Source organism: Sphingobacterium sp. HMA12 (assembly GCF_002933815.1).
Classification (GTDB): Bacteria; Bacteroidota; Bacteroidia; order Sphingobacteriales; family Sphingobacteriaceae; genus Sphingobacterium.
Genome location: NZ_BEYR01000004.1, coordinates 210,183 through 230,577 on the forward strand (window position 1 = coordinate 210,183; position 20,395 = coordinate 230,577).

At 40.8% G+C, this 20,395-nt stretch carries 12 protein-coding genes and 1 pseudogene; 4 read left to right on the forward strand and 9 right to left on the reverse strand.

The annotated features are described in order from the left end of the window. Nucleotides 1-24 precede the first annotated feature (24 nt). The 4 genes from prfB (at nucleotide 25) to HMAT_RS20035 (ending at nucleotide 5,731) form a co-directional block, all read left to right on the forward strand. Nucleotides 25-1,108 (forward strand): peptide chain release factor 2 gene (gene prfB, locus HMAT_RS20020; RefSeq protein WP_121125327.1). Its coding sequence is split into 2 segments (ribosomal slippage): nucleotides 25-84 and nucleotides 86-1,108, totalling 1,083 coding nucleotides; the frame shifts between segments, so codons are not numbered across the junction. A gap of 409 nt (nucleotides 1,109-1,517) precedes the next feature. After that, nucleotides 1,518-2,963: a glycosyltransferase family 2 protein gene (locus tag HMAT_RS20025; protein ID WP_199768720.1), complete on the forward strand. Its 1,446-nt coding sequence runs from the start codon at nucleotides 1,518-1,520 to the stop codon at nucleotides 2,961-2,963. Between the two features lie 39 nt (nucleotides 2,964-3,002). Then, nucleotides 3,003-4,304: a nucleotide sugar dehydrogenase gene (locus HMAT_RS20030; protein WP_104384648.1), complete on the forward strand. Its 1,302-nt coding sequence runs from the start codon at nucleotides 3,003-3,005 to the stop codon at nucleotides 4,302-4,304. 482 nt (nucleotides 4,305-4,786) lie between these two features. After that, nucleotides 4,787-5,731 (forward strand): class I SAM-dependent methyltransferase, encoded by a 945-nt coding sequence (locus tag HMAT_RS20035; protein ID WP_104384649.1) that lies wholly within the window; start codon nucleotides 4,787-4,789, stop codon nucleotides 5,729-5,731. A gap of 360 nt (nucleotides 5,732-6,091) precedes the next feature. Here the strand turns inward: HMAT_RS20035 and HMAT_RS27810 are convergent. The 9 genes and pseudogenes from HMAT_RS27810 to HMAT_RS20085 form a co-directional block, all read right to left on the reverse strand. Beyond that, nucleotides 6,092-6,444: pseudogene (locus tag HMAT_RS27810) on the reverse strand (transposase). Nucleotides 6,445-6,711: 267 nt separating this feature from the next. Then, nucleotides 6,712-7,740 (reverse strand): metallophosphoesterase, encoded by a 1,029-nt coding sequence (locus HMAT_RS20050; protein WP_104384652.1) that lies wholly within the window; start codon nucleotides 7,738-7,740, stop codon nucleotides 6,712-6,714. 73 nt (nucleotides 7,741-7,813) lie between these two features. Next, entirely contained in the window at nucleotides 7,814-8,926 is a 1,113-nt protein-coding gene (locus tag HMAT_RS20055; protein WP_104384653.1) for a DUF4972 domain-containing protein, read from the reverse strand. Between the two features lie 54 nt (nucleotides 8,927-8,980). Further along, on the reverse strand, nucleotides 8,981-10,897 hold the full coding sequence (locus HMAT_RS20060; protein ID WP_199768721.1) for a LamG-like jellyroll fold domain-containing protein: 1,917 nt from the start codon (nucleotides 10,895-10,897) through the stop codon (nucleotides 8,981-8,983). Between the two features lie 52 nt (nucleotides 10,898-10,949). After that, nucleotides 10,950-12,098: a glycoside hydrolase family 99 protein gene (locus HMAT_RS20065; RefSeq protein WP_104384654.1), complete on the reverse strand. Its 1,149-nt coding sequence runs from the start codon at nucleotides 12,096-12,098 to the stop codon at nucleotides 10,950-10,952. Nucleotides 12,099-12,201: 103 nt separating this feature from the next. Continuing rightward, nucleotides 12,202-14,457: a GH92 family glycosyl hydrolase gene (locus tag HMAT_RS20070; protein WP_104384655.1), complete on the reverse strand. Its 2,256-nt coding sequence runs from the start codon at nucleotides 14,455-14,457 to the stop codon at nucleotides 12,202-12,204. A gap of 32 nt (nucleotides 14,458-14,489) precedes the next feature. After that, nucleotides 14,490-15,179, reverse strand: coding sequence for a DUF3823 domain-containing protein (locus HMAT_RS20075; RefSeq protein WP_104384656.1), 690 nt, complete (start codon nucleotides 15,177-15,179; stop codon nucleotides 14,490-14,492). A gap of 21 nt (nucleotides 15,180-15,200) precedes the next feature. Continuing rightward, nucleotides 15,201-17,174 (reverse strand): RagB/SusD family nutrient uptake outer membrane protein, encoded by a 1,974-nt coding sequence (locus HMAT_RS20080; RefSeq protein WP_199768722.1) that lies wholly within the window; start codon nucleotides 17,172-17,174, stop codon nucleotides 15,201-15,203. A gap of 8 nt (nucleotides 17,175-17,182) precedes the next feature. Next, a complete protein-coding gene (locus HMAT_RS20085) occupies nucleotides 17,183-20,314 on the reverse strand; it encodes a TonB-dependent receptor (RefSeq protein ID WP_104384658.1) in 3,132 nt (1,043 codons plus the stop codon). Between the last annotated feature and the right edge of the window lie 81 nt (nucleotides 20,315-20,395).

A 20,395-nucleotide genomic window follows, 5' to 3' on the forward strand; every position in this document is an offset into this window, starting at 1 on the left:
TTTTTAATTTCTACATTAGCAGATATGACAAAAGAACAAATTCAAGACTTGAGGGATCGTGTTACATCCCTGAGGAGGCATCTTTGACATCGATGTCCGCAAAAATGAAATAGAAAGAGATCAGGCAATTACGCTGGAAGCAAACTTCTGGGATGATTCGAAGGCTGCAGAGAAAATATTGCTTGCGATCAAAAACCAAAAAGTATGGACTGATCATTTTGATGACGTAGCGTCAGCGGTTGAAGACACTTATGTCATGTATGAGTTTTTTCAATCCGGGGACGCAACAGATAAAGAACTGGACGATCAGTATAAACTTGCATTGGAAAAAATCGAAGAGCTGGAGTTCAAGAATATGCTCAGCGCCGAGGAGGATCAATTGGATGCCATCCTACAGATCACAGCTGGTGCCGGAGGTACCGAAAGTTGCGACTGGGCAGCCATGCTGATGCGCATGTATATTATGTGGGGTGAGAAAAATGGATATAAAGTGACCGAGCAAGACTCCCAGGAAGGCGATGTCGCGGGAATCAAAAGTGTTACTCTTCAATTGTCCGGAGCATTTGCTTATGGTTACCTTAAAGGTGAAAATGGCGTACACCGACTGGTCCGCATCTCGCCTTTTGACTCCAACGCCAAACGACATACCTCATTTGCATCGGTATATGTCTACCCATTGATTGACGACAACATAGAAATAGACGTTAAAGATTCGGAAATTGAATGGGACACCTTCCGTTCAGGAGGTGCCGGTGGCCAGAATGTCAACAAAGTGGAGACAGCCGTCAGGCTACACCATAAACCCACTGGCATCATTATCAAAAATCAGGAGACGAGATCGCAATTACAGAATAAGGAAAATGCGCTGCGCTTATTGAAATCGCAACTGTATGAGATTGAAATGCGCAAACGGCAGGAGGCCTCCGCTGCAATCGAAGGAAATAAAAAGAAAATCGAATGGGGATCCCAAATTCGTAATTATGTCTTGCATCCTTATAAATTAATCAAGGATTTACGGACAAATTACGAAACATCAAATACCCAAGCGGTACTGGATGGCGACTTGAACGATTTCCTGAAAAATTATTTAATGGAATTTGGCGGTTAATCTGCCATAAAAAACTAGAAAATTGAAGACGCTCCATTGATGGGCGTCTTTTTTTTGTCAAGCAATCACTGCCTTCTTTCATACACAGTCTGTCACTGTAGCTGTCAATCACTCTTTAAAAAAATCTCAAAAACGTTAAAAAACCTTAAATGTCGACTGTGTACACAGGGTAGCAAATAATTGATTAAACAGATGAACAATCAACTATAAACAATTAAAAAACAATGATTTACAAAACTTAAAAATGTATCAAGAACGTTACAAATCATAAGTTTCTTCAATTTTTGGCACAAAATAAAGGCATGTATTTTGCGTTCATGCATTCGTAATATTTTCATTACAAAAGACCCTATGCTTGGGCCAGCAAAGAAAATAAAAAGAAGAATGTATATCTAAAAATAGAACGGTTATGAATTACATGAAAGAAAACTCAATCGTATCAAAGCAGATGGCCAAACAATGGAAACCTGCCGTGTACGACGTCAATGAAGAACAGCAACAAGCTCAGACAACAGTAAACAAAGTCGAAGAAAGCAATTTTGGAACGAAAGAATACGTTATTTTTGGAGCGACTTTTTTTGTGTTATTTGCATCAGTCTTTGGTGTATATATGCTTCAGCCAGATTTTGATGCATTACGTTTCCAACGTTTAGACAGTATCGGCGGAATATTTTTAATTGGCTTAGGAATATTTTTAGCCGTTGTCGCCCTAAGTTTTTTGATCTTTTTGATTGTACTTCATCGAAGATACAAACCAATTGCGTCTGTTTCGGATGAAGAGCTACCTACCTGTACAATTATTGTTCCGGCTTATAATGAAGGACAACTGGTATACGACACACTCCATAGCTTGGCAAGCAGCGACTATCCGGAGAAAAAACTCCAGATCATTGCTATTGACGACGGAAGTAAGGACAACACTTTTGCCTGGATACAACGTGCGAAGATGGAATTGGGTGATCGTATTGAAATCTATCAACAACCCAAAAACAAGGGTAAACGCCATGCATTATACCGTGGATTTAAATTGGGGACAGGCGAAGTTTTTATTACAGTAGATAGCGATTCTGTGGTCAACAAAGATACCATTCGCAATATGGCCAGTCCATTTGTGACCAACCCCGAATGTGGGGCAGTAGCAGGTAATGTGCGTGTACTGAATAATAAAAAGGCAATTATACCTCGTATGTTAAATGTGAGTTTTGTCTTCAGTTTTGAGTTTGTACGTTCGGCTCAAAGTATGCTTGGAACAGTGATGTGTACCCCTGGAGCATTATCTGGGTACCGCAGAGAAGCTGTTATGCACTGCTTGGAGGATTGGATCAATCAAACTTTTATGGGACAACCTTCTGATATCGGAGAAGATCGCGCCATGACAAATATGATATTAAAACAGGGATATCATGTATTATTCCAATCGAATGCTTACGTATACACCGATACGCCTGTACGTTATAAAAATTTATATAAGATGTTCATCCGTTGGGAAAGAAGTAATGTGCGTGAAAATATTATGATGAGCCAGTTTGCTTTTAAGAATTTCCGTAAAGGGCCGAAATGGGGTGCACGTATCCTATTGATCATGCAATGGAAAAAAGTACTACTTTCCTACCCAATGATGTTATTAATGTTTTGGACCGTATTTCATTATCCATTGATGTTTTTGAGCTCAACGCTAGTCGGAATCCTTATATTCTCAAGTATTCAGGCTTATTTCTTTGCATCCAAAAATTCAGATGCAAAAGAAGCTTTCTGGGCTTATAGTTATAGCATATTTTACGCTTTCAGCTTATTTTGGATCACACCTTATGCCATTGCTACGGCTGGGCGTAAAGGTTGGTTGACAAGAGGCTAGTTTCGACGGAAAGAACGTATCTTTACTTTAAATATAAATATGACAGATTTTCAGATTAAAAAAATTGCCATTATTGGTCAGGGTTATGTGGGATTGCCTTTAGCGATAGCTTTCTCTGAATTCTTTCCGGTGATTGGCTTCGATATAAATAAAACTCGTATTGACGAACTTAAAGCTGGTATAGACCGTACACTTGAAGCAGATGGTGATGAGCTATTGCATGCACGGAATCTATTTACCGCATCGGAACAGCGCAGGGGCTACGATGCAAGTTCAACCGTTCATGATATCGCAGATGCCAATGTGTATATCGTCACAGTCCCGACGCCCATAGATCGTTATAACTCGCCTGACTTATCGCCGCTCTTGGCAGCATCTAAAATGATTGGAGAACTGCTAAAGGCTGGGGATTTAGTCGTCTATGAATCCACAGTCTATCCGGGATGTACCGAAGAAGAATGTGTCCCTGTTTTGGAAAAAAATTCGGGCTTGAAATTTAATCAAGACTTCTTTGTTGGCTACTCTCCAGAGCGTATAAACCCTGGCGACAAGGTGAATTCATTGCAAAAAGTAATGAAAGTAACTTCCGGAAGCACTGCCGAAGCGGGACTTGTGGTTGATGCGCTCTATAAAAAAATTATTCATGCCGGCACACATCTAGCTCCTTCCATCAAGGTAGCAGAAGCAGCAAAAGTGATTGAAAACGCGCAGCGGGATGTCAATATTTCTTTTATGAACGAATTGGCCCTGATCTTTGATCGCGTTGGCATAGATACACAGGATGTGCTCGATGCTGCCGGAACAAAATATAATTTTCTCCGGTTCAAACCTGGTCTAGTTGGGGGACATTGCATTTCAGTAGATCCTTATTACTTAGCGCAAAAGGCGACGCAGCTGGGTTACCATCCGCATGTGATCTTATCTGGCCGCGAGGTTAATGATCAGGTAGCTTCTTTTATTGCTTCCAAGGTGGTCAAACTGATGATACAGAAGAACATCAAATTTGACGGCGCGAAAGCCTTAGTGTTGGGGGTAACGTTTAAGGAAAACTGTCCTGATATCCGTAATAGCAAGGTCATTGACATGATCCATGATCTTAAAGAATTTGGTCTGGAAGTCGATATCTATGATCCTTGGGTAAATACAGATGAATTAAGAAAGCATTTTGGACTCGAATTATTGGAGACTCTACCGCAAACCGGTAATTATGACAGCATCATTCTGGCTGTGGGGCATCGTGAGTTTTTACACTTGGATCTCAAAAATTTAAAAAAGGATCCTTCTGTCGTATTTGACATCAAAGGAATACTTGACCGAAAATTGGTAGACGCCCGCTTGTAGTCTCATTTATTTGATACTATTTTTAGGTAGCATTCTTTTAAAACCTTCAGTTCTCACCGCCAAATATGGTGAAAACTGAAGGTTTTTCCATATTTGGAGGCAATGTAATCATTTGATTAAGAAAAACCTTCATCAAATCTTTTGTTTCGCAATTAACTTAACACCACAATTATAGATCTGATCTCATTAAATTAAGCGCTATTTGGCACAAACGCTATTCAGAGATCCTTTTCCGCATTATACATCGATAAACAAATTATCCAATAATTATCCCGACAAATAGCGATATAACTAAGTATATATCTAAATATGCAACTATACATCTACCTGACCTCCAATTGAATAATATTTGTTTGTTTATGTGTAGCATTTACCAATAATTATCCGTATTTTTAATAAAACCTAAAATAAGGTTAAGGCCAAGGGAAAAATTCGCCTTTGTCTGATCAATATCAGATAATGTAACTACTATAAACTAAATCATGGAAAATAATTTGCGAAAATCAGATCAATTTAATGACCACAGCTACGGCCTCCATGCCAATTGGTACAATACCCTCTATCCAGAAAAAGAACAAAAGATTAAGGTAATCAAATCTTTAAATAGTTACAATGGAAGTATCAACCATTGGTTACAGAACCTTTTTTTCAATTGTCTGAATCCTTTTACCAAGGATAAAAATGCGAAATGGCTTACCCTTGGTGATGCTTATGGACATGACGCGCGACATCTACTTGACCAGAATATCCAGGATGTCACCGCAAGTGATCTGGATGACAGTTTCCTGAAAGTTTCCCATGAAGAAGAATTTATAAAGGATTTCTCCGCCCAGAACGCTGAATCATTAACCTTGGAAGATGAGAGCGTGGATTATATACTCTGTAAGGAAAGTTACCATCATTTTCCACGTCCTTACGCCGCACTCTACGAAATGATCCGGGTAGCCAGAAAAGCTATTATAATTATTGAGCCACAGGATCCGATATCAAAAATGCCCTCCTTATTGTATTTGGCCAATCTACTGGGAAGAATCAACGACAGGACGATCAATAAGATCTGGAAAAATAGGTTCTCCTATGAAAAGGTGGGAAACTTTGTCTACAAGGTTTCGGAACGGGAATTTGAAAAATTTGCAGCTGGGCTTAATCTTCCTATGATTGCAATAAAAAAACTCAACCCAAACTTTTGGTTTCCGGGCAGTGAGCATATCAAAGCTAATAGAAAGGAGAAGCTTTTCAGGCGTATTCTTTTCAGAAAGAAAATACGTGATCTTTTTTCCAATTGGGGGATATTGCCCAGCCAGACACTTTCCATTGCCGTCTTTAAGAATATGCCCGATGATTCCCTAAAGAAATCCCTTATCGAAGAAGGATACAGATTGGTCGAGATCCCGAAAAATCCACATATCCAAAAGCCATCGTATTAATCACTTCTTTTGTCCCTGATCTTTGTTTCCGCGAGTTCATGTAAAAGGAGAAGATCATTTGGGGGCAATTGGAGATGTTGGTACAGACCAAAATTAACCATCTGGACACAGACAGGATCTTCTTTTCGGAGTAATTCAAATCTGGGCTATTTCCCACAATTTAAATGAAGTAAGATAAGTGCGACAGTATCGCTCCCGACGGGATTGGACGATTGAATTGTATAAAAAAAGCGACTCCTCTGAAGTCGCTTTTGTAGCCCGTAGGGGAATTGAACCCTACTTGCATTAATCTATTTATCAGTAATTTACAAACCTTCCATTCCCCTATTCACCGAATAACTCACTGGTTTGACACATGTTTTAGCTACAAGCGTTGATGCTTTCAATATAAGCAATTAATATTAATAAATCGTAATAATTCCTAGTAATATCAAAATTCAATATTTCTCCTTCATCATTAATGACGATTTGTAATTTGAAACAATAGAACCATCCCATAGAGATTTTCCTACTTCAGCAATCCTATTAAATACATTATTTCTTTTGATTATCTTGTTTTTACATACTCTTATAGGGGTTGAGTCGAGAAAAGATATTCCTGAGCAAGTTCTTAAACAAGAGGTTTTTAAAAATATAGTCATCGGCATAACTACTTGCTGAGTTAACTCAACAAAACGATTATAAGAAAATGAGTACGGAAATTCTTCTTGCATATGTTGTTTTACATGGAATAGATATAAGTGCTGTAAGCGACGAAAAACTCCCAAATGGAATAATATAGGTATACATATGACCTCGCTATCACTCACCCTAGGAGATCTCTTGACTTTATTTCCCAAAATGCAAGCTGGTCATTACCATGAATTCGTTTATATGGAACATTATTAACGGTATTTTAGCCTTGGATTTACGATTGTTTCCGACAAATAGGTGGAGAAAACACTAAAAATATGAACCCTGAATGCTGCTAAACAATGTGCTTACCTGTTACTGATAATTTTTATATGGTAATAATTACCGGAAGCATTTTCTTTGGCTACAAATAGCGGTAAGTTTCCAATCACATCCAGGGTCTGTTGGTGTATATGTCCCGTAAAAACACCCAGCAAATTTGAGGCATTTAATACTTTTTGTCTAAACGCCATCGTGGTTTGTGTATGTCCTTTTTCAGGCCATGCCGCTCTTCTTTCCAATTCATACAGCTTATCATGCGCTTTATTCCATTCCGGATGGGCACAACCATAGTTTACAGGGCGCCCAGGGACATAAAGAGGGATGTGCATAACCAAGATAAAAGGTACACCAGCGGCCACTTGCTGATTAAAAAATGTCAATTGCTCGGGCGATATTTCATAGGTAGAATTATCAATTATGACAACCCTGATGCCTTTTATATCAACAGCATAATAAAGTGGATTATTTCCTTGATAAAGTGACAAAAGCCGCCGGTTTATCCATGCCTGCCTAAGTTCTTTTGTAGAACCTTGCATACCTTCATAGTGCCAATCGTGGTTTCCCGTGGTATACACATATTTCAATTTCGAATCAACAAGTATTGAATCAACCCATGCTATTACTCTTTCTGAAGGATAACTAACAATATCCCCTGCCAATACCAATAAATCAACATTCTTTTCTTTAGCGATTTCTACCGTCTCCGCAAAAGACTGCTGGGGCGAAGTTTCTTCCCCCGTTTGAAAATGCCTTGTCGACGTATACGCTTGAGACATCCGCTTACTATAGTGTTCATACGGTTTTTCACGATCATCCTGCATAGCCAGATGTGTATCAGACAAAAAGATAATATTTATCGTATCCGTAACACCCGCGACATGTATATCAATCGCATTTCCATCCAATGAGAAAGACTGTCTATACTTGGTCTGTTGATTCATCCGATTGGTATTACAGCCATTCAACGTAACAATACATACGAGTAATACTAGAAGTATCTTAAGTACAAATGCAGGATAAGGAGTTAAAAAAATAAATAATAATTTAGATTTCATTTTATTAAATTATACGAAGTATGCACCTCCTCTTACACGGATAGTGCATACTTACTGATTACGATATAAGCGACTAATCAACGGTTTTCCATTGGTAATCTCCCACAAGTTTTGCCGAATATTTCCCAGTTAAATCTTTAATATCTTCATCATTTTTGACCGTAGATGAAAATTCCCAGCCACAAACCAGATCAGATTCTGCCCCAGTAACAGCGATTTCTTTATCTTTAATTTTCAGAATTTCTGCCTGACTTTTCGCAGATTTCCATAGATGAAAGTCCTTAATATAGCCAGATAATCGCCAAGCTTCTGTCATTCCACCGATCCCAGCGGGCTGTCCGAAAGCCACCATCGAGGTCTCTAAGTAGTTAGATAAATAGTTTTTCCCACTTTGCGCTGTTTTCTGCTCGATCAGCTCACCATTCAAATAAACTTTTATGACTACGGGCTTACCATCTATCTGTTCTCCATTAATTCCATTTTCGTCGATAACTGCGGCAAAATGAGCCCATTGTTCCGTCGTAGAGAAGTTAACCCCCGGTTCCATCAACCCCCAATTCTCCAGACCAATAGTCATGCGCACACGCGAATTGTCAAAGTTATTGATCACCCAACCTTTACGGGTTTGCGTCGCTCCATCTTCATTAAAACAAGATATAATACTACCAAAACCCTCCGTATATTTAAGTTTAAACCACAACTCTACTGTAAAAGCCTGTTTCCCAGACTCGCCAAACTTTGAATAATCTGGGCTATAGCCAAAGTCAATATAGCCTCCGGCACGTCCATTGACATACAGCTCCGCCTGTTTAAATTCCGGCGGCAAATCCTCGCTACGTTGAGTTGCCTTAAAATCTGCCATTGCTTTGTTTGCCGCAGCCAGGGCAGCATCTACTTTCACTTGCGTAGGATCCGCTTCTGTCCCATTCTTAAAAAAACGAATTGTTTTTTCCAATTGTATTATTGCATCATCTAAAATGTATTTACTATCGCGGGGATACATTTCTTTTTTGTCTCCATACGTGGAACCATCACGCAGAGAAACCATATTTTCGTTTACACTTTGCATTTGATTGACAAAGTCGCTTACATCGATCAAATTTATCTTATCGTCATTTGAACAAGCGGTAAGAAAAGCGGATGCGATAAATAAAGAGAACAACAACTTAAAAATATATTTCATCATGTTATTGGTTTAGTTTTAATTAATAGCGTTTATCTAGGTTATGTATACTTCCAATTAGTTGAGTGTCGTCCATTGATGATCGCCCACTATTTTGGCCGAATACTGCTTCGTAAGATCCTTAATATCTTGATTGTTTGATGGAATAGCATTAAATCTCCAGCCACACACCAAATCGGGTTCAAAGCCTGTCACATCGATCTCCTTATTCATAATCTTTTGGATTACATCAGCCGATTTTGCACTCTTCCATAAATGGAAATCTTTGATGTAGCCCGAAAGCCTCCAATTGCTGGTCATCCCCCCGACCCCTGCCGGCTGTCCGAAAGCAATCATGGGGGTTTGCAGGTAATTTGAAAGATAATTCCCCCCATCGAAAGAAGTACTTTGATCCTTTAATATCCCATTTTGATACACTTTTACCACCACAGGCTTTCCATTGATTTGCTCCCCATTAATTCCATTTTCATCCACTACAGCCGCAAAATGCACCCATTGTTCAGTACTTGAAAAGTCAAATCCAGGCTCTAACAATCCCCAATTTTTTAACCCAAGGGTCATTCTCAACCTCGCATTATTAAAATTATTCACGACCCATCCTTTTCGGGTTTGCGTTTGGCTATCCTCGTTGAAACAGGAAATTATACTGCCAAAACTTTCCGTATACTTCATTTTAAGCCATAGTTCAACAGTAAACGCCTGTTTACCCTCCACACCAAAGTTGGAATAATTAGGACTGTAACCAAAGTCGATATACCCGCCATTTCGGCCATTTACATATAACTCGGCACTTGCCTGTTGTTTCTTCTGGACAAACCGGCTAACCCAATAAGCCGTTCTATCCAAGTAATACTCCGGAGAAAGGTTACCGTAGTCCAAGTAAGTGAACGCCGAACTACTAAAAGGTGTAGCTGGTTCAATCTGCGAGCCCTCGTGCCACTCGTTGAACGATGTGATTGAGATCAGTTCAGTCCCCGCATCCAATGCCTTTTGATACATGTTGTCGTAATACTGTCCGTTGTTACGATTGCGGGTAGTAGCCGTATTCCACGGACGAATACGCGTGTCGATATATCCCGGACCTACACTTGGGATAAATAGCTTATTATTTTGTTGCGCCCACGTTTGCATCGCAGCCCAATTAGCAGAGGTAGCACCATAAGTAAAGCCATCCGCAGCGAAATAGGTGTAAAATCCATCAAAATTAGCGTTCAATATAATAGCAGGCTGTGTATTCATACCCTCGAGCCACAAGCCTATCACAAGCGCATCGTAAGGGGTATTTCTTATTGTTTGACTCCCATTAGGACTTAACAAAGTAGCCCATTCTGATGGAGAAGTAAGATAAGAATCGTAAATAAAAAATACCGGTTTTCCCCCCAGTCGATAAAATGCAGGGTGATTCCCATAGTTATCAATCAACTGGCTCATGCCTGTTTTCATCGTTGCCGCATTGCGTCCACCAAAAGGTTCGATATGAAAACACACTTTCAACCCATATTCATTGGCAATATTAAGTAAGGAGGCTATTTTTTCGGGCTCAGAAGTACCCAACTCATTCCACCAAGACAGGGCGACAACACCAACACCAGCGCGCACAAACATTTCCATGTGCTTTCTTATGGTCACAGGGTCCTTACTACTATATGTGCCGAGCTGCGGATAAAAATTAGCCGCTATATCACCATTCGTACCCGGAATATACCCCGGACTAGTCGTTTGTCCAGGGCCGGGAAGTATATCATGTCCCCAGTGAAAATAGCCATTATCAAATTCGGCATTACCATACCAATTGTAATAGAATCCAAAAGTATTATAATCTAAGTTTTCTGCAACGAGCGTCGCATTCTTTAGCATCAGCGACTTATTCGTAGCCTCATATTTTTCTTGGATCTCGAGCGTTTTGTTGCAGCTTATCAAGAAAGTTGATAGCAACAATAAAATCTGGCTGCCCAATAATTGTTTAGTTTTCATTCTTTCAGGTTTTAGATAATAGTTCATAATTTGAGTGAAGAATACCTTCGCCCTACTTTTTCCTAAATTCTTTGACCCAGTAAGCAGTTCTCGTTAAATAATAATCGGGTGCTAGACCGCCATAGTCAAGATAAGTAAATGCCGAATTTTTTTGAGGGATAGCAGGTTCGATCTGTGAACCTTCGTGCCACTCATTAAATGACGTTATAGAAATATAAGGCGTATTGGCTTCAATCGCTTTTCTATACATCACATCATAGTACTTACCATCGTTTCTGTTGCGTGTAGCAAGTGTATTCCACGGACGGACGCGCGTATCGATATATCCCGGACCGACGCTTGGGATAAAGATCTTGTTATTATCATTTGCCCATTTTTGCATGGTCACCCAATTGGTCGGTGTCGAACCGTAGTTGAAACCAAGTGACGAAAAATAGGTATAAAAGCCATCGAAATGCGCATCGATGATCGCTTGTCCCTGTTCTTTTATATCATTCAACCACAAACCTATAACATAGGAGTCGTAGGGCGTATTTCGTATGGTAAGCGCCCCATCCGGACTGAGTAGTTTGGCCCACTCATTTGGCTCGATATTATACGAATCGTAGATAAAAAACATAGGCTTTCCATCAACTCTGAAAAATGCGGGATGACTACCATAGGTATCAATCAGTTTTTTAATATTTTCGCGCAGGCTTTCCGGATTCCGACCAGCATACGGCTCGAGATGAAAACACACCTTAACGCCAACTTTCTCCGCTTCATTTAGTACAAGCAGGTTTTTTATCGCTTCAGCGTCTGTTTTTTCATTCCACCAACTGATCGATGCGACACCAATGCGCGCCTTTTTAAACATTTCCATATGCTTTTTCACGATCTCAGGATCGCGGCTACTATACGCCCCCAGCTCGGGATAGAAATTAGAGGCTATATTTCCATTTGTCCCAGGAATAGAACCGAGGCTGCTTCCGCCATTCGGATTGGGTATTATCGCATGCGCCCAATGCTGCATTGCGCCATCAAACTCTTCGTTTCCATACCAATCGTAATAGAAACCTATCGTTTTGTAATCCAATTGCCCATCATCTTCCGTATCAGGCAACTCGGGGATTAAATTATCTTCACGATCACTGCTACATCCGGTAGTGGAAGCCAATGCGAAGAATACAATAAAACATATTGTTAATAATCTCTTTTTCATCTTTTATTTAATTAATTTCAATGTGTCATTCGGGTTCGATAGTCATTATCTAGGTGATCCTTACCCGCAAGTAAGATCCTTGATCGCGTATTTAGCAATCTATTCAATCGACATTCATTTCGAAGGATGGCGGCAGTGATTCTTCCGCCGAAGCCCAACTCTTATTCGGTTTATCTCCCATCACAAATTCCAACTTGTCTCCTTTCATCAGATCATCATGCGAAAACCAAGACTTGTTCCATGGTTCCCCATTTAATTTAGCCGATTGTATATATTTATGCTGCGGTGAATAGTTGTGGCAAATAATATCAAATGTTTTGCCTTGTCCCAACGTTATACTAGCCCTTTCAAATGTTGGGCTTCCGATCACGTACATGGGTAATCCCGGCGTAACGGGATAAAATCCAAGCTGTGAGAACACAACAAAAGCTGTCATCCCGCCCCCATCTTCATCTCCGGGGATTCCCATCAGGTCGTTTCGAAACCATTGATCCAACAAACTGCGAATTCTCTTTTGCGTCCGCCAAGGCTGACCAGCATAATTATACAGATAAGGAATGTGAAGACTTGGCTCGTTTGCCATAGCAAACTGACCTACATTACCCGTATGATCCGGCAGTTGAGCATAAAAATCAAACTTGCTTTTTCCCAAAGGCGTATCATACATTCTTTCCAATTCATTGACAAAAGCATCTTTTCCACCCATTAGGTTAACAAGATCGGCCACATTATGCTGGACATCCCACCGATACACCCAGCCATTGTTTTCTCCATAATAGTCACGTGCTCCCTGTCCCCCAGAATCGCTGTAATCGAAAGGTTCGATGAAATTGCCATAGCTATCTTTCGGATGAAAGAATCGCGTAATCGGATTAAACAACTTATGATAATTCAAGCTTCTTTTCAGAAAATAAGAATAGTCATCCTTTTTACCGATCTTCTTTGCAATCTGCGAAAGGCACCACTCATCGTAAACAGTCCCCAATGTAACCGCAACGGGCTGCCTTTTCTCATTGGTATTTACGTTCGCTAAGAATTCCTTTTCATCGGCTCCCAACGCGGGGAAGTAACCGTTGTTTTTATAAAACTCATCCAGTACACCAGCCCGATCTCCAGACCAAGGAATAAGCGTTTTTTCGGTAATCCCTTGTTTGCAGGCATTATAAGCCAATTCGAGATTGAAGCCTTTCAGACCTTTTACATGAGCATCAATAATCGTTGCCACGCCATGATTCGAATTCATTCTTCGGCTATCACCCGTAACTTCGGGAAAGGTCGGCATCCAGAAGTTGTCCATCTGCTCTGCCATTTTTACAAACGAGTTGATCATCTGAACTTCCTTTTCCGGTTCTAAAATAACCCTTAGCGGGTGCGTAGCCCTATAGGTGTCCCATATCCAATCGTCCGTGTAGAACGGAATACCATTGTCGCCATGTATTTTATCATCAAAAGAACTATAATACATCCCATCCTCCGAAATACATATCATGCGTTCGTAAGTCCGATACAAGGCTGTATAAAATATGGATTTCGAATCCTCGCTATCCCCCTCCACCTTGATCTTACCCAGCGTCTCGTTCCAGATATCCCGGCCCTTGTTTTTAACCTCCTCAAAAGAAGCTGTCTTTATTTCCCTATACAGATTTTTTTTTGCCTGTTCTTCACTGATAAAAGAAACCCCATAGCGGACCTGCACCTGCTGGGCATTCTTCGCAAACTTAAGAACGACACTCGCCTGCTCACGGCTTTCATTTGGCAACGAATCAAGCTGTACCGGTGCAATATCCGATTCCAAAAACAGATACACTTTTGTCGCGTATTCGCCGATCTGTTGATACCCTGACACCGTATTGCCGTCCGCTTTGAGCATCCCGTTGCGACTACTAATAACCAGCGATGAAACATCAGTACCATCAAATTTAAATCTGTAGATTGCAGACTGATAGGATGGGCTATACTCCACATCGATGTTATCCTCGTTAAGAAATACCTTATAATAATAAGGCGTGATTATTTCATTGTCATAGGCAAGTGGAACTACCGACGCCAATTTCTTCGTTCCAGTAACGGGACTTATCGCAAACGCTGAAGTCCCTCGATGGCTTGTCACAACGACAGGTAAGCCTTTTATTTTATTTCCCGTAAAATCTTCCCTTTCCGGATACACTCTCACTATGCTATTGGGTAAATGGATGGTGGGATAAGTAGGCACCAAGAGGTGACTAATATTTCCGATGTACGGGTTCACATAGTCAACAGGCATTTTTCCAATGCTATTGCTACGCGAGCAATTCGCCATTATCCCTAAAACCAACAGTAAGAATATAAACCGAAAAACATAATGTAACGACCTCTTCATGTTATGATATATTAGCTTGCGCCACGCAAAGATTACAAATCGACATTTATTGCTGGAGAGTAGTTATACTTCGCCTCCGCAGCACTACTCAATGCCCCGATCCGGAAATAATAACTGTTGCCCGTCTTTATTTGGCTGTAGTTGCTTATATCCATTGTAATTTCATATTCACTATCCTGCGCATTTGTATTCAACTCGTATGTTACACTCGCCGTTTGGATACGGTAGCCAACGGATATATCCGGATGCGCAAAAAGTGAGATAGCTTTAATAGGGTTGTTTGAGTTTTGTTGCATCTTAAATTTTGCAATAACTTTTCCGTCTCTAAACTTTATATCCGCATCTTTAATTCTGACATAAGGAACCACTTCAAATAGCTGTGTATTTGCTCCCGGCTTCATTTGGTACAATAGGGTATCCAGCGGCACATAGTTCCCTTTATTCAGTATAATTTTGTAATCGCCCGCAAACATTAGGTCATTACGAAATGTACCGTCATTCTTAAAGACCATCGATTGCACCGGAGGATTATTCCAGCCCAATTCGATGAAATAGATTTTAGATCCTTCCAATATATCTTGAGGTAACAGTTCGCCCGTTTCAAGGTCTCTTATTTCACCAGAAAAGGATGCATTAGGTGCATAATCGAGGTTATCTTTCTCACACGAAGAGAAGAGTCCTAGCACGATCAGCATGCCCATTATTATTAAATTCGTTTTCATAATATTTAAAATTAAAGCGTGTTATGGGTTCTGTACAAGGCCGTTACTTCCAATACCCGGTATCTGTCTGTAATACCGCGAATACGTGTAAGTTTGATTATTATATCCTGGGGGATTCATCCGTACAAAAATATACTTGGGAGTGGCCCCTCTCAAATCGAGAAAAGGAACTAACGAACGTTTCATTCTATTTTCAAACAATTTGTGATACGTTCTCCAACGATTCAAATCCCACCGCCGCTTATTTTCAAAGGCAAATTCAACGAGTCTTTCTTTACGCACATTATCCACCGTCAGCCCAATTTCATCTTTATGAGCAGCCCTTTTACGCACCTCATTTAGCGCCTTTTTCCCCATTGTTTTGTCTTCACCAGTTGCCGCAAATTTTTCTGCAGCAGCCTCCGCATAATTCAGCAGAACTTCGGCATATCGGAATTCGATCCAATCGTTGGCCCCTTTGTTCCATTCGGCCGTAACCGTCTCTTTTTCCTGAAGAAACTTCCGAAGTAAAAACCCCGATCTGGTGTAATTGCCACCGACAGGACTGAAACCCGAATACTGATTTGCCTTCTCTGCACCATACGTATAATACGTCTTCCCATCGAGCCCAGTTACGCTGGCATCCGTACGAAAGATATACGATCCATCAGGTTTAATGATTCCGCCCTGAATAATAATTTTATTATCTTTCCAAGATGTACCCGGCAGAATCATTGTGGCCCACAATCGAGCATCCTTGTTTTCAAATAATTCATAAGGCTTATCGATAGGGAAAGCATAGTACTGCACATTCTTATCAAAGCCACCATAAGTAGACTCGTTACCGTCGACTCTTGTCTTTACCGCCGTACTCGCTCCCAGTCCATTATCCGTATAATCCTCATACGCATCGACTAAATCAAGTGTCGGATTCATTCTTCCCGGATGAGGCCAACCATTTGCTGTCTGGTTAGGACGATACCAGATGTCATAATTATGCGCCAATACCGTTCCCGATGTATATCCCTTTATAAACATGGGCTCCTTTACACCAGAAAGCACACTATTGGGATTTTCGAACATTTGCTTATAATTATTTATCGCCTCCTCTTTTGTTGCCGGGTCCGCACCATATAATCCATAGTGTCCACTTTTTATGATCTCGCTAGACGCAGCTATACATTCACTATAATATCTATCAGCCTCCGACGCATCAATCCCGACCAGTTTTAGATCCACTGCAGGACCAGAGAAGCTCACGTAAGGCGCATGCGTAAACTTGGCTACAGAAGCCGCATACAGCGCAGCCCTTGATTTCAGTGCCAGCGCAATCCATTTATTTGCCCGACGCGTATCCGAAGGAGAGTCGGATAATTTTTCAGCAGCGATATCGCAATCACTCAAGATGAAGTCCCAAGTCTCCTTTTCAGTACTACGCGGAACTTTCAAATCTTCCACCGATCCGTTATAGACCTGCATTTCCTTTATTAGAGGAACACCACCATAGCGTTTAGCTAAGGCGTAATACGTAAACGCCCTTAAGAAAGCAGCTTCACCTTCAAGTTTCAGTTTTTCATCATTCGAAATTTTTGTTAATGTCGGTATGGTTTCTATCAACCCGTTTATATCTCTTATCAGTGTATATATTCCGCGCCAATTTTTATACGTACCATCGCCGTCGATATATCCCTCCCAAAAGTTAAACCCTTCGTCCACATCATCATTAAATTCAGAATGCATTGCCTCATCACTCGCATGCGCTGCCGAACGACCTCCATTGTTCGGATTCGTATTTCCTATGCCCAGGCTGAACCCCTTATCAATTGCATACGAAAAATCTTCGACCGGCAGACGCCCATATAAGTTAGCCATGTGCATGGCGACCCCCTCTTCCGAATTAAGTACCTTATCTGCCGGCACCTTGTTGTTTGGTTCAACATCTAGGATATCAGTACAAGCTGTTGTCCAACTCATTATCCCTAAGAATAACATCGATTTATATAGTTGTTTCATCATTTTTATTTTTAGAAGTTAGCCGTGAAGCCAAAATTGAAACTCTTCGTCAGCGGATAGTTCATTCCCGCATTATATGAACCCTCGATCCGTTCCGGGTCAAACGGTTTTACAAAAGCATCAGCAAAGGTGAACAAGTTGTATCCATTCACATAAATTCGTGGATTACTTAAGCCGATCTTTTTCATCACAGGAGACTGAAAAGTATAACCCAGTTCAATTGTTTTCAATCTCAAATAAGATGCATTTTTGCGCCAGATATCACTATTATCCATATATAGCGCCCCGACATCCTGTATCAGGCGTGATGCGGGCCATTCGCCTGCAATCCAGCGACTATCCGGGTCGTATGGATTCTCTTGGTGCCATCTATCATAAAAGTATGCCGGCGTATTTGCCCCTTTGGACCATAAGATTTCAGCATACACCTCACTAAATTGGACAGTGTACATTGCGGCACCTTGAAATAAGGCATAGATATCGAAATTTTTCCACGATGCCTCTAACGTAAGACCATAGTGGATCAGCGGAGTTCCAGACCAGAACGTTGGCATTTTATCATTATCGTCAATAATACCATCACCATTCACGTCTTTAAAAATATAGTCGCCGGGCAACTCGTTGCTGTTTCCCATTTCGCCATGTTGCACCACCCCATAATTTCTAATTTGTTCAGAATTCGTAAATTGCCCGAGCGTTTCATACCCCCATACAAAATCATTCCAGCGATTAGACGTTTGATTTCGCCAACGATCCCAGCTACTCACAAAAGGCCCCCTTTCGACATAATTCATCTGCGTACGCGCAAGATTCATATTCCCTTTTATGCCGTAGGAGAAATCATTAATTTTATTTCGGTGTCCTAATGTTAACTCTATCCCTTTGGTAATATCACTATTCAAGTTCTCTTGTGGCAAGCTGGCACCATACGTATTTGGCAGAGACACGGTTCGCGTCGCCAGCAATCCAGTCCGATCGCGTCTGTACACGTCCAATTCCATTGAAAACAGACCGTTAAATAACGAAAGATCCATACCGATATCAAGCTGTTTAGCCCTGTACCAGGTCAAATTCGGGTTGGTAATAGACGGAGCCCCTATACCCGACAGTGCAGTACCATCCGTAAATTCATAAGTCCCTACATTCAGGTTATAGCCCGGGATATACTGGAACGCTTCACCAGCATCCTGCCCCGATTTTCCATAAGAAGCCCTAAATTTGAGGTTATCAACAAAATCAAACTTCTCTTTTATAAATTTCTCCTCCGAAGCACGCCATCCGATAGATCCCATCGGAAAGAACGCCCACCTGCTATCCGGCGCATACCGATAAGATCCATCCTGTCTAAAAGCCAGTTCAAGTAAATATTTACCCTTAAAATCATAATTAAAACGACCTACATAAGAAATGAAAGCCGATTTGTTAGACATTCCACTCACCAATTGATCCTTTATTCCAGCATAATCCAGTTCATCGTAGGTATACAGATCATATTTACGTTCAATACTGGACCAATCATTATTTTCCTGTCTTCTTTCGTAGACCAAGGTTCCACTCACATTGTGCAGCTTATTGAACGACTTCACATAATTTATCTGCGCCTGCATATCCAGACGATTCGTTTCATTATTTCCCACTTGGATCAGAGAAGGACTATTGTATATACTTTCAATATATTGATCATTCTCTGCCGAGTACGTATAAGTCGCGTATTGTTTTCGAATACCCTTATGTTTCTGTTGATTAAAGTCATACCCAAGTTGGCCCTTTATCGACAATCCTTCCACAAATGGCAGGTCGTATTTCAATGAGAAAGTAGACTGGAGGTTCTTATTATGATACGTATGATAACCCGTCAGATCAGCATCTGCCAATGCGATCGGATTGAGCCCCATTTGTTGCGTGGCCAAATAGTCCGGATTGTTGTTGGCATAAGCCGGATAAGTGGGCACATTGATACGCGTTTGTTTAAATATTTCGAAAAACGAGCTCCAGGGTTGGCTCGTCTTATCCCATCTTCCCGAGAGGTTTATTCCTGCTACGAGTCCGTTCGCTAATTTAATATCAGCGTTTGAGCGAAACGTATATTTATCATAATTTAAGTCATCCGATTTTAGTAAGCTTTCATCACGCGCATAGCCCAGACTACCAAAATAAGTGACATTATCCGATCCCCCCTGCATTGAAACCGTATGCTGATGCTGTACCGCATGTTTTTTGAAGACATCATTATATAAATTAGTACTTTCATATCCGAGCGCCCCCTGCTTCCACAGCGCCAGCACCTCTTCCGTCACCAGCGGGTTGCCTTCACCAAGAATAGCCGCATCATTTCGCATTTCCATGTATTGCGCTGCCGTTGCCATTTTGGGGATATTTGTAGGACTAGATATCCCAATATTCGAAGACAAAGAGATCTTTGTCTTTCCTTTAGCACCCTTTTTGGTTGTTACAATTATAGCCCCATTCGCGGAGTTCATACCATAGATTGCAGCAGTTCCATCCTTCAGGAAGGAGATACTCTCGATATCCTCCGGATTTAACCGTTGAAAAGCATCCGCTCCATCACGAACAATACCATCAATGATAAATAGTGGAGTTCCCATTCCCCGTACATTGATATCAGACCTAAATTGTCCCGGTTCACCATCCTGTTGCCTAATTCTAAGTCCCGACACCTTTCCTTGTATCGATTGCGCCAAACTAGGAGCCTTCGTTTTGATAATCTCATCCGATTTGATATTGGAAATAGCACCTGTGAGACTTTCTTTTTTTTGCACACCATAGGCGACCACGACGATTTCGTCGAGTTCCAGCTTATCTTCCTTCAGCTTTATTTCCAACCGGTTTCTACTGTCAACCTTTAGCTTTTGAGATTTAAAACCAACAAATGATATTTCAATCTCAGTGCCCAATGGCACATTCAAGGTAAAAGTACCCTCACGGTCAGACTTTGTACTTTGTTTCGGGGAGGTTATAGATGCCCCTACGATAGGATCTCCTTTATCGTCTGTTACCCTACCAGATACCGTAGTATTGGTCTGTGCCGTAACAAAACTGAATGAAAGAATAACGCCTATCAAAATAGAAAAAAATCTCAAAATAGGTTTTTGTGATTTCCCTACATGCTTTCTCATTTTCATAATTGTCGTATTAATTTATAAAGTCTTATATTTTTATTAGGTTCAGCTTTTCATAATTATGCACACAATACCACGATCCAG

Coding starts and splice junctions, on each gene's coding strand:
- HMAT_RS20025 (WP_199768720.1), top strand. CDS start 1,518: ATGAATTACATGAAAGAAAACTCAATCGTATCAAAGCAGATGGCCAAA.
- HMAT_RS20030 (WP_104384648.1), top strand. CDS start 3,003: ATGACAGATTTTCAGATTAAAAAAATTGCCATTATTGGTCAGGGTTAT.
- HMAT_RS20035 (WP_104384649.1), top strand. CDS start 4,787: ATGGAAAATAATTTGCGAAAATCAGATCAATTTAATGACCACAGCTAC.
- HMAT_RS20050 (WP_104384652.1), bottom strand. CDS start 7,740: ATGAAATCTAAATTATTATTTATTTTTTTAACTCCTTATCCTGCATTT.
- HMAT_RS20055 (WP_104384653.1), bottom strand. CDS start 8,926: ATGATGAAATATATTTTTAAGTTGTTGTTCTCTTTATTTATCGCATCC.
- HMAT_RS20060 (WP_199768721.1), bottom strand. CDS start 10,897: ATGAAAACTAAACAATTATTGGGCAGCCAGATTTTATTGTTGCTATCA.
- HMAT_RS20065 (WP_104384654.1), bottom strand. CDS start 12,098: ATGAAAAAGAGATTATTAACAATATGTTTTATTGTATTCTTCGCATTG.
- HMAT_RS20070 (WP_104384655.1), bottom strand. CDS start 14,457: ATGAAGAGGTCGTTACATTATGTTTTTCGGTTTATATTCTTACTGTTG.
- HMAT_RS20075 (WP_104384656.1), bottom strand. CDS start 15,179: ATGAAAACGAATTTAATAATAATGGGCATGCTGATCGTGCTAGGACTC.
- HMAT_RS20080 (WP_199768722.1), bottom strand. CDS start 17,174: ATGATGAAACAACTATATAAATCGATGTTATTCTTAGGGATAATGAGT.
- HMAT_RS20085 (WP_104384658.1), bottom strand. CDS start 20,314: ATGAAAATGAGAAAGCATGTAGGGAAATCACAAAAACCTATTTTGAGA.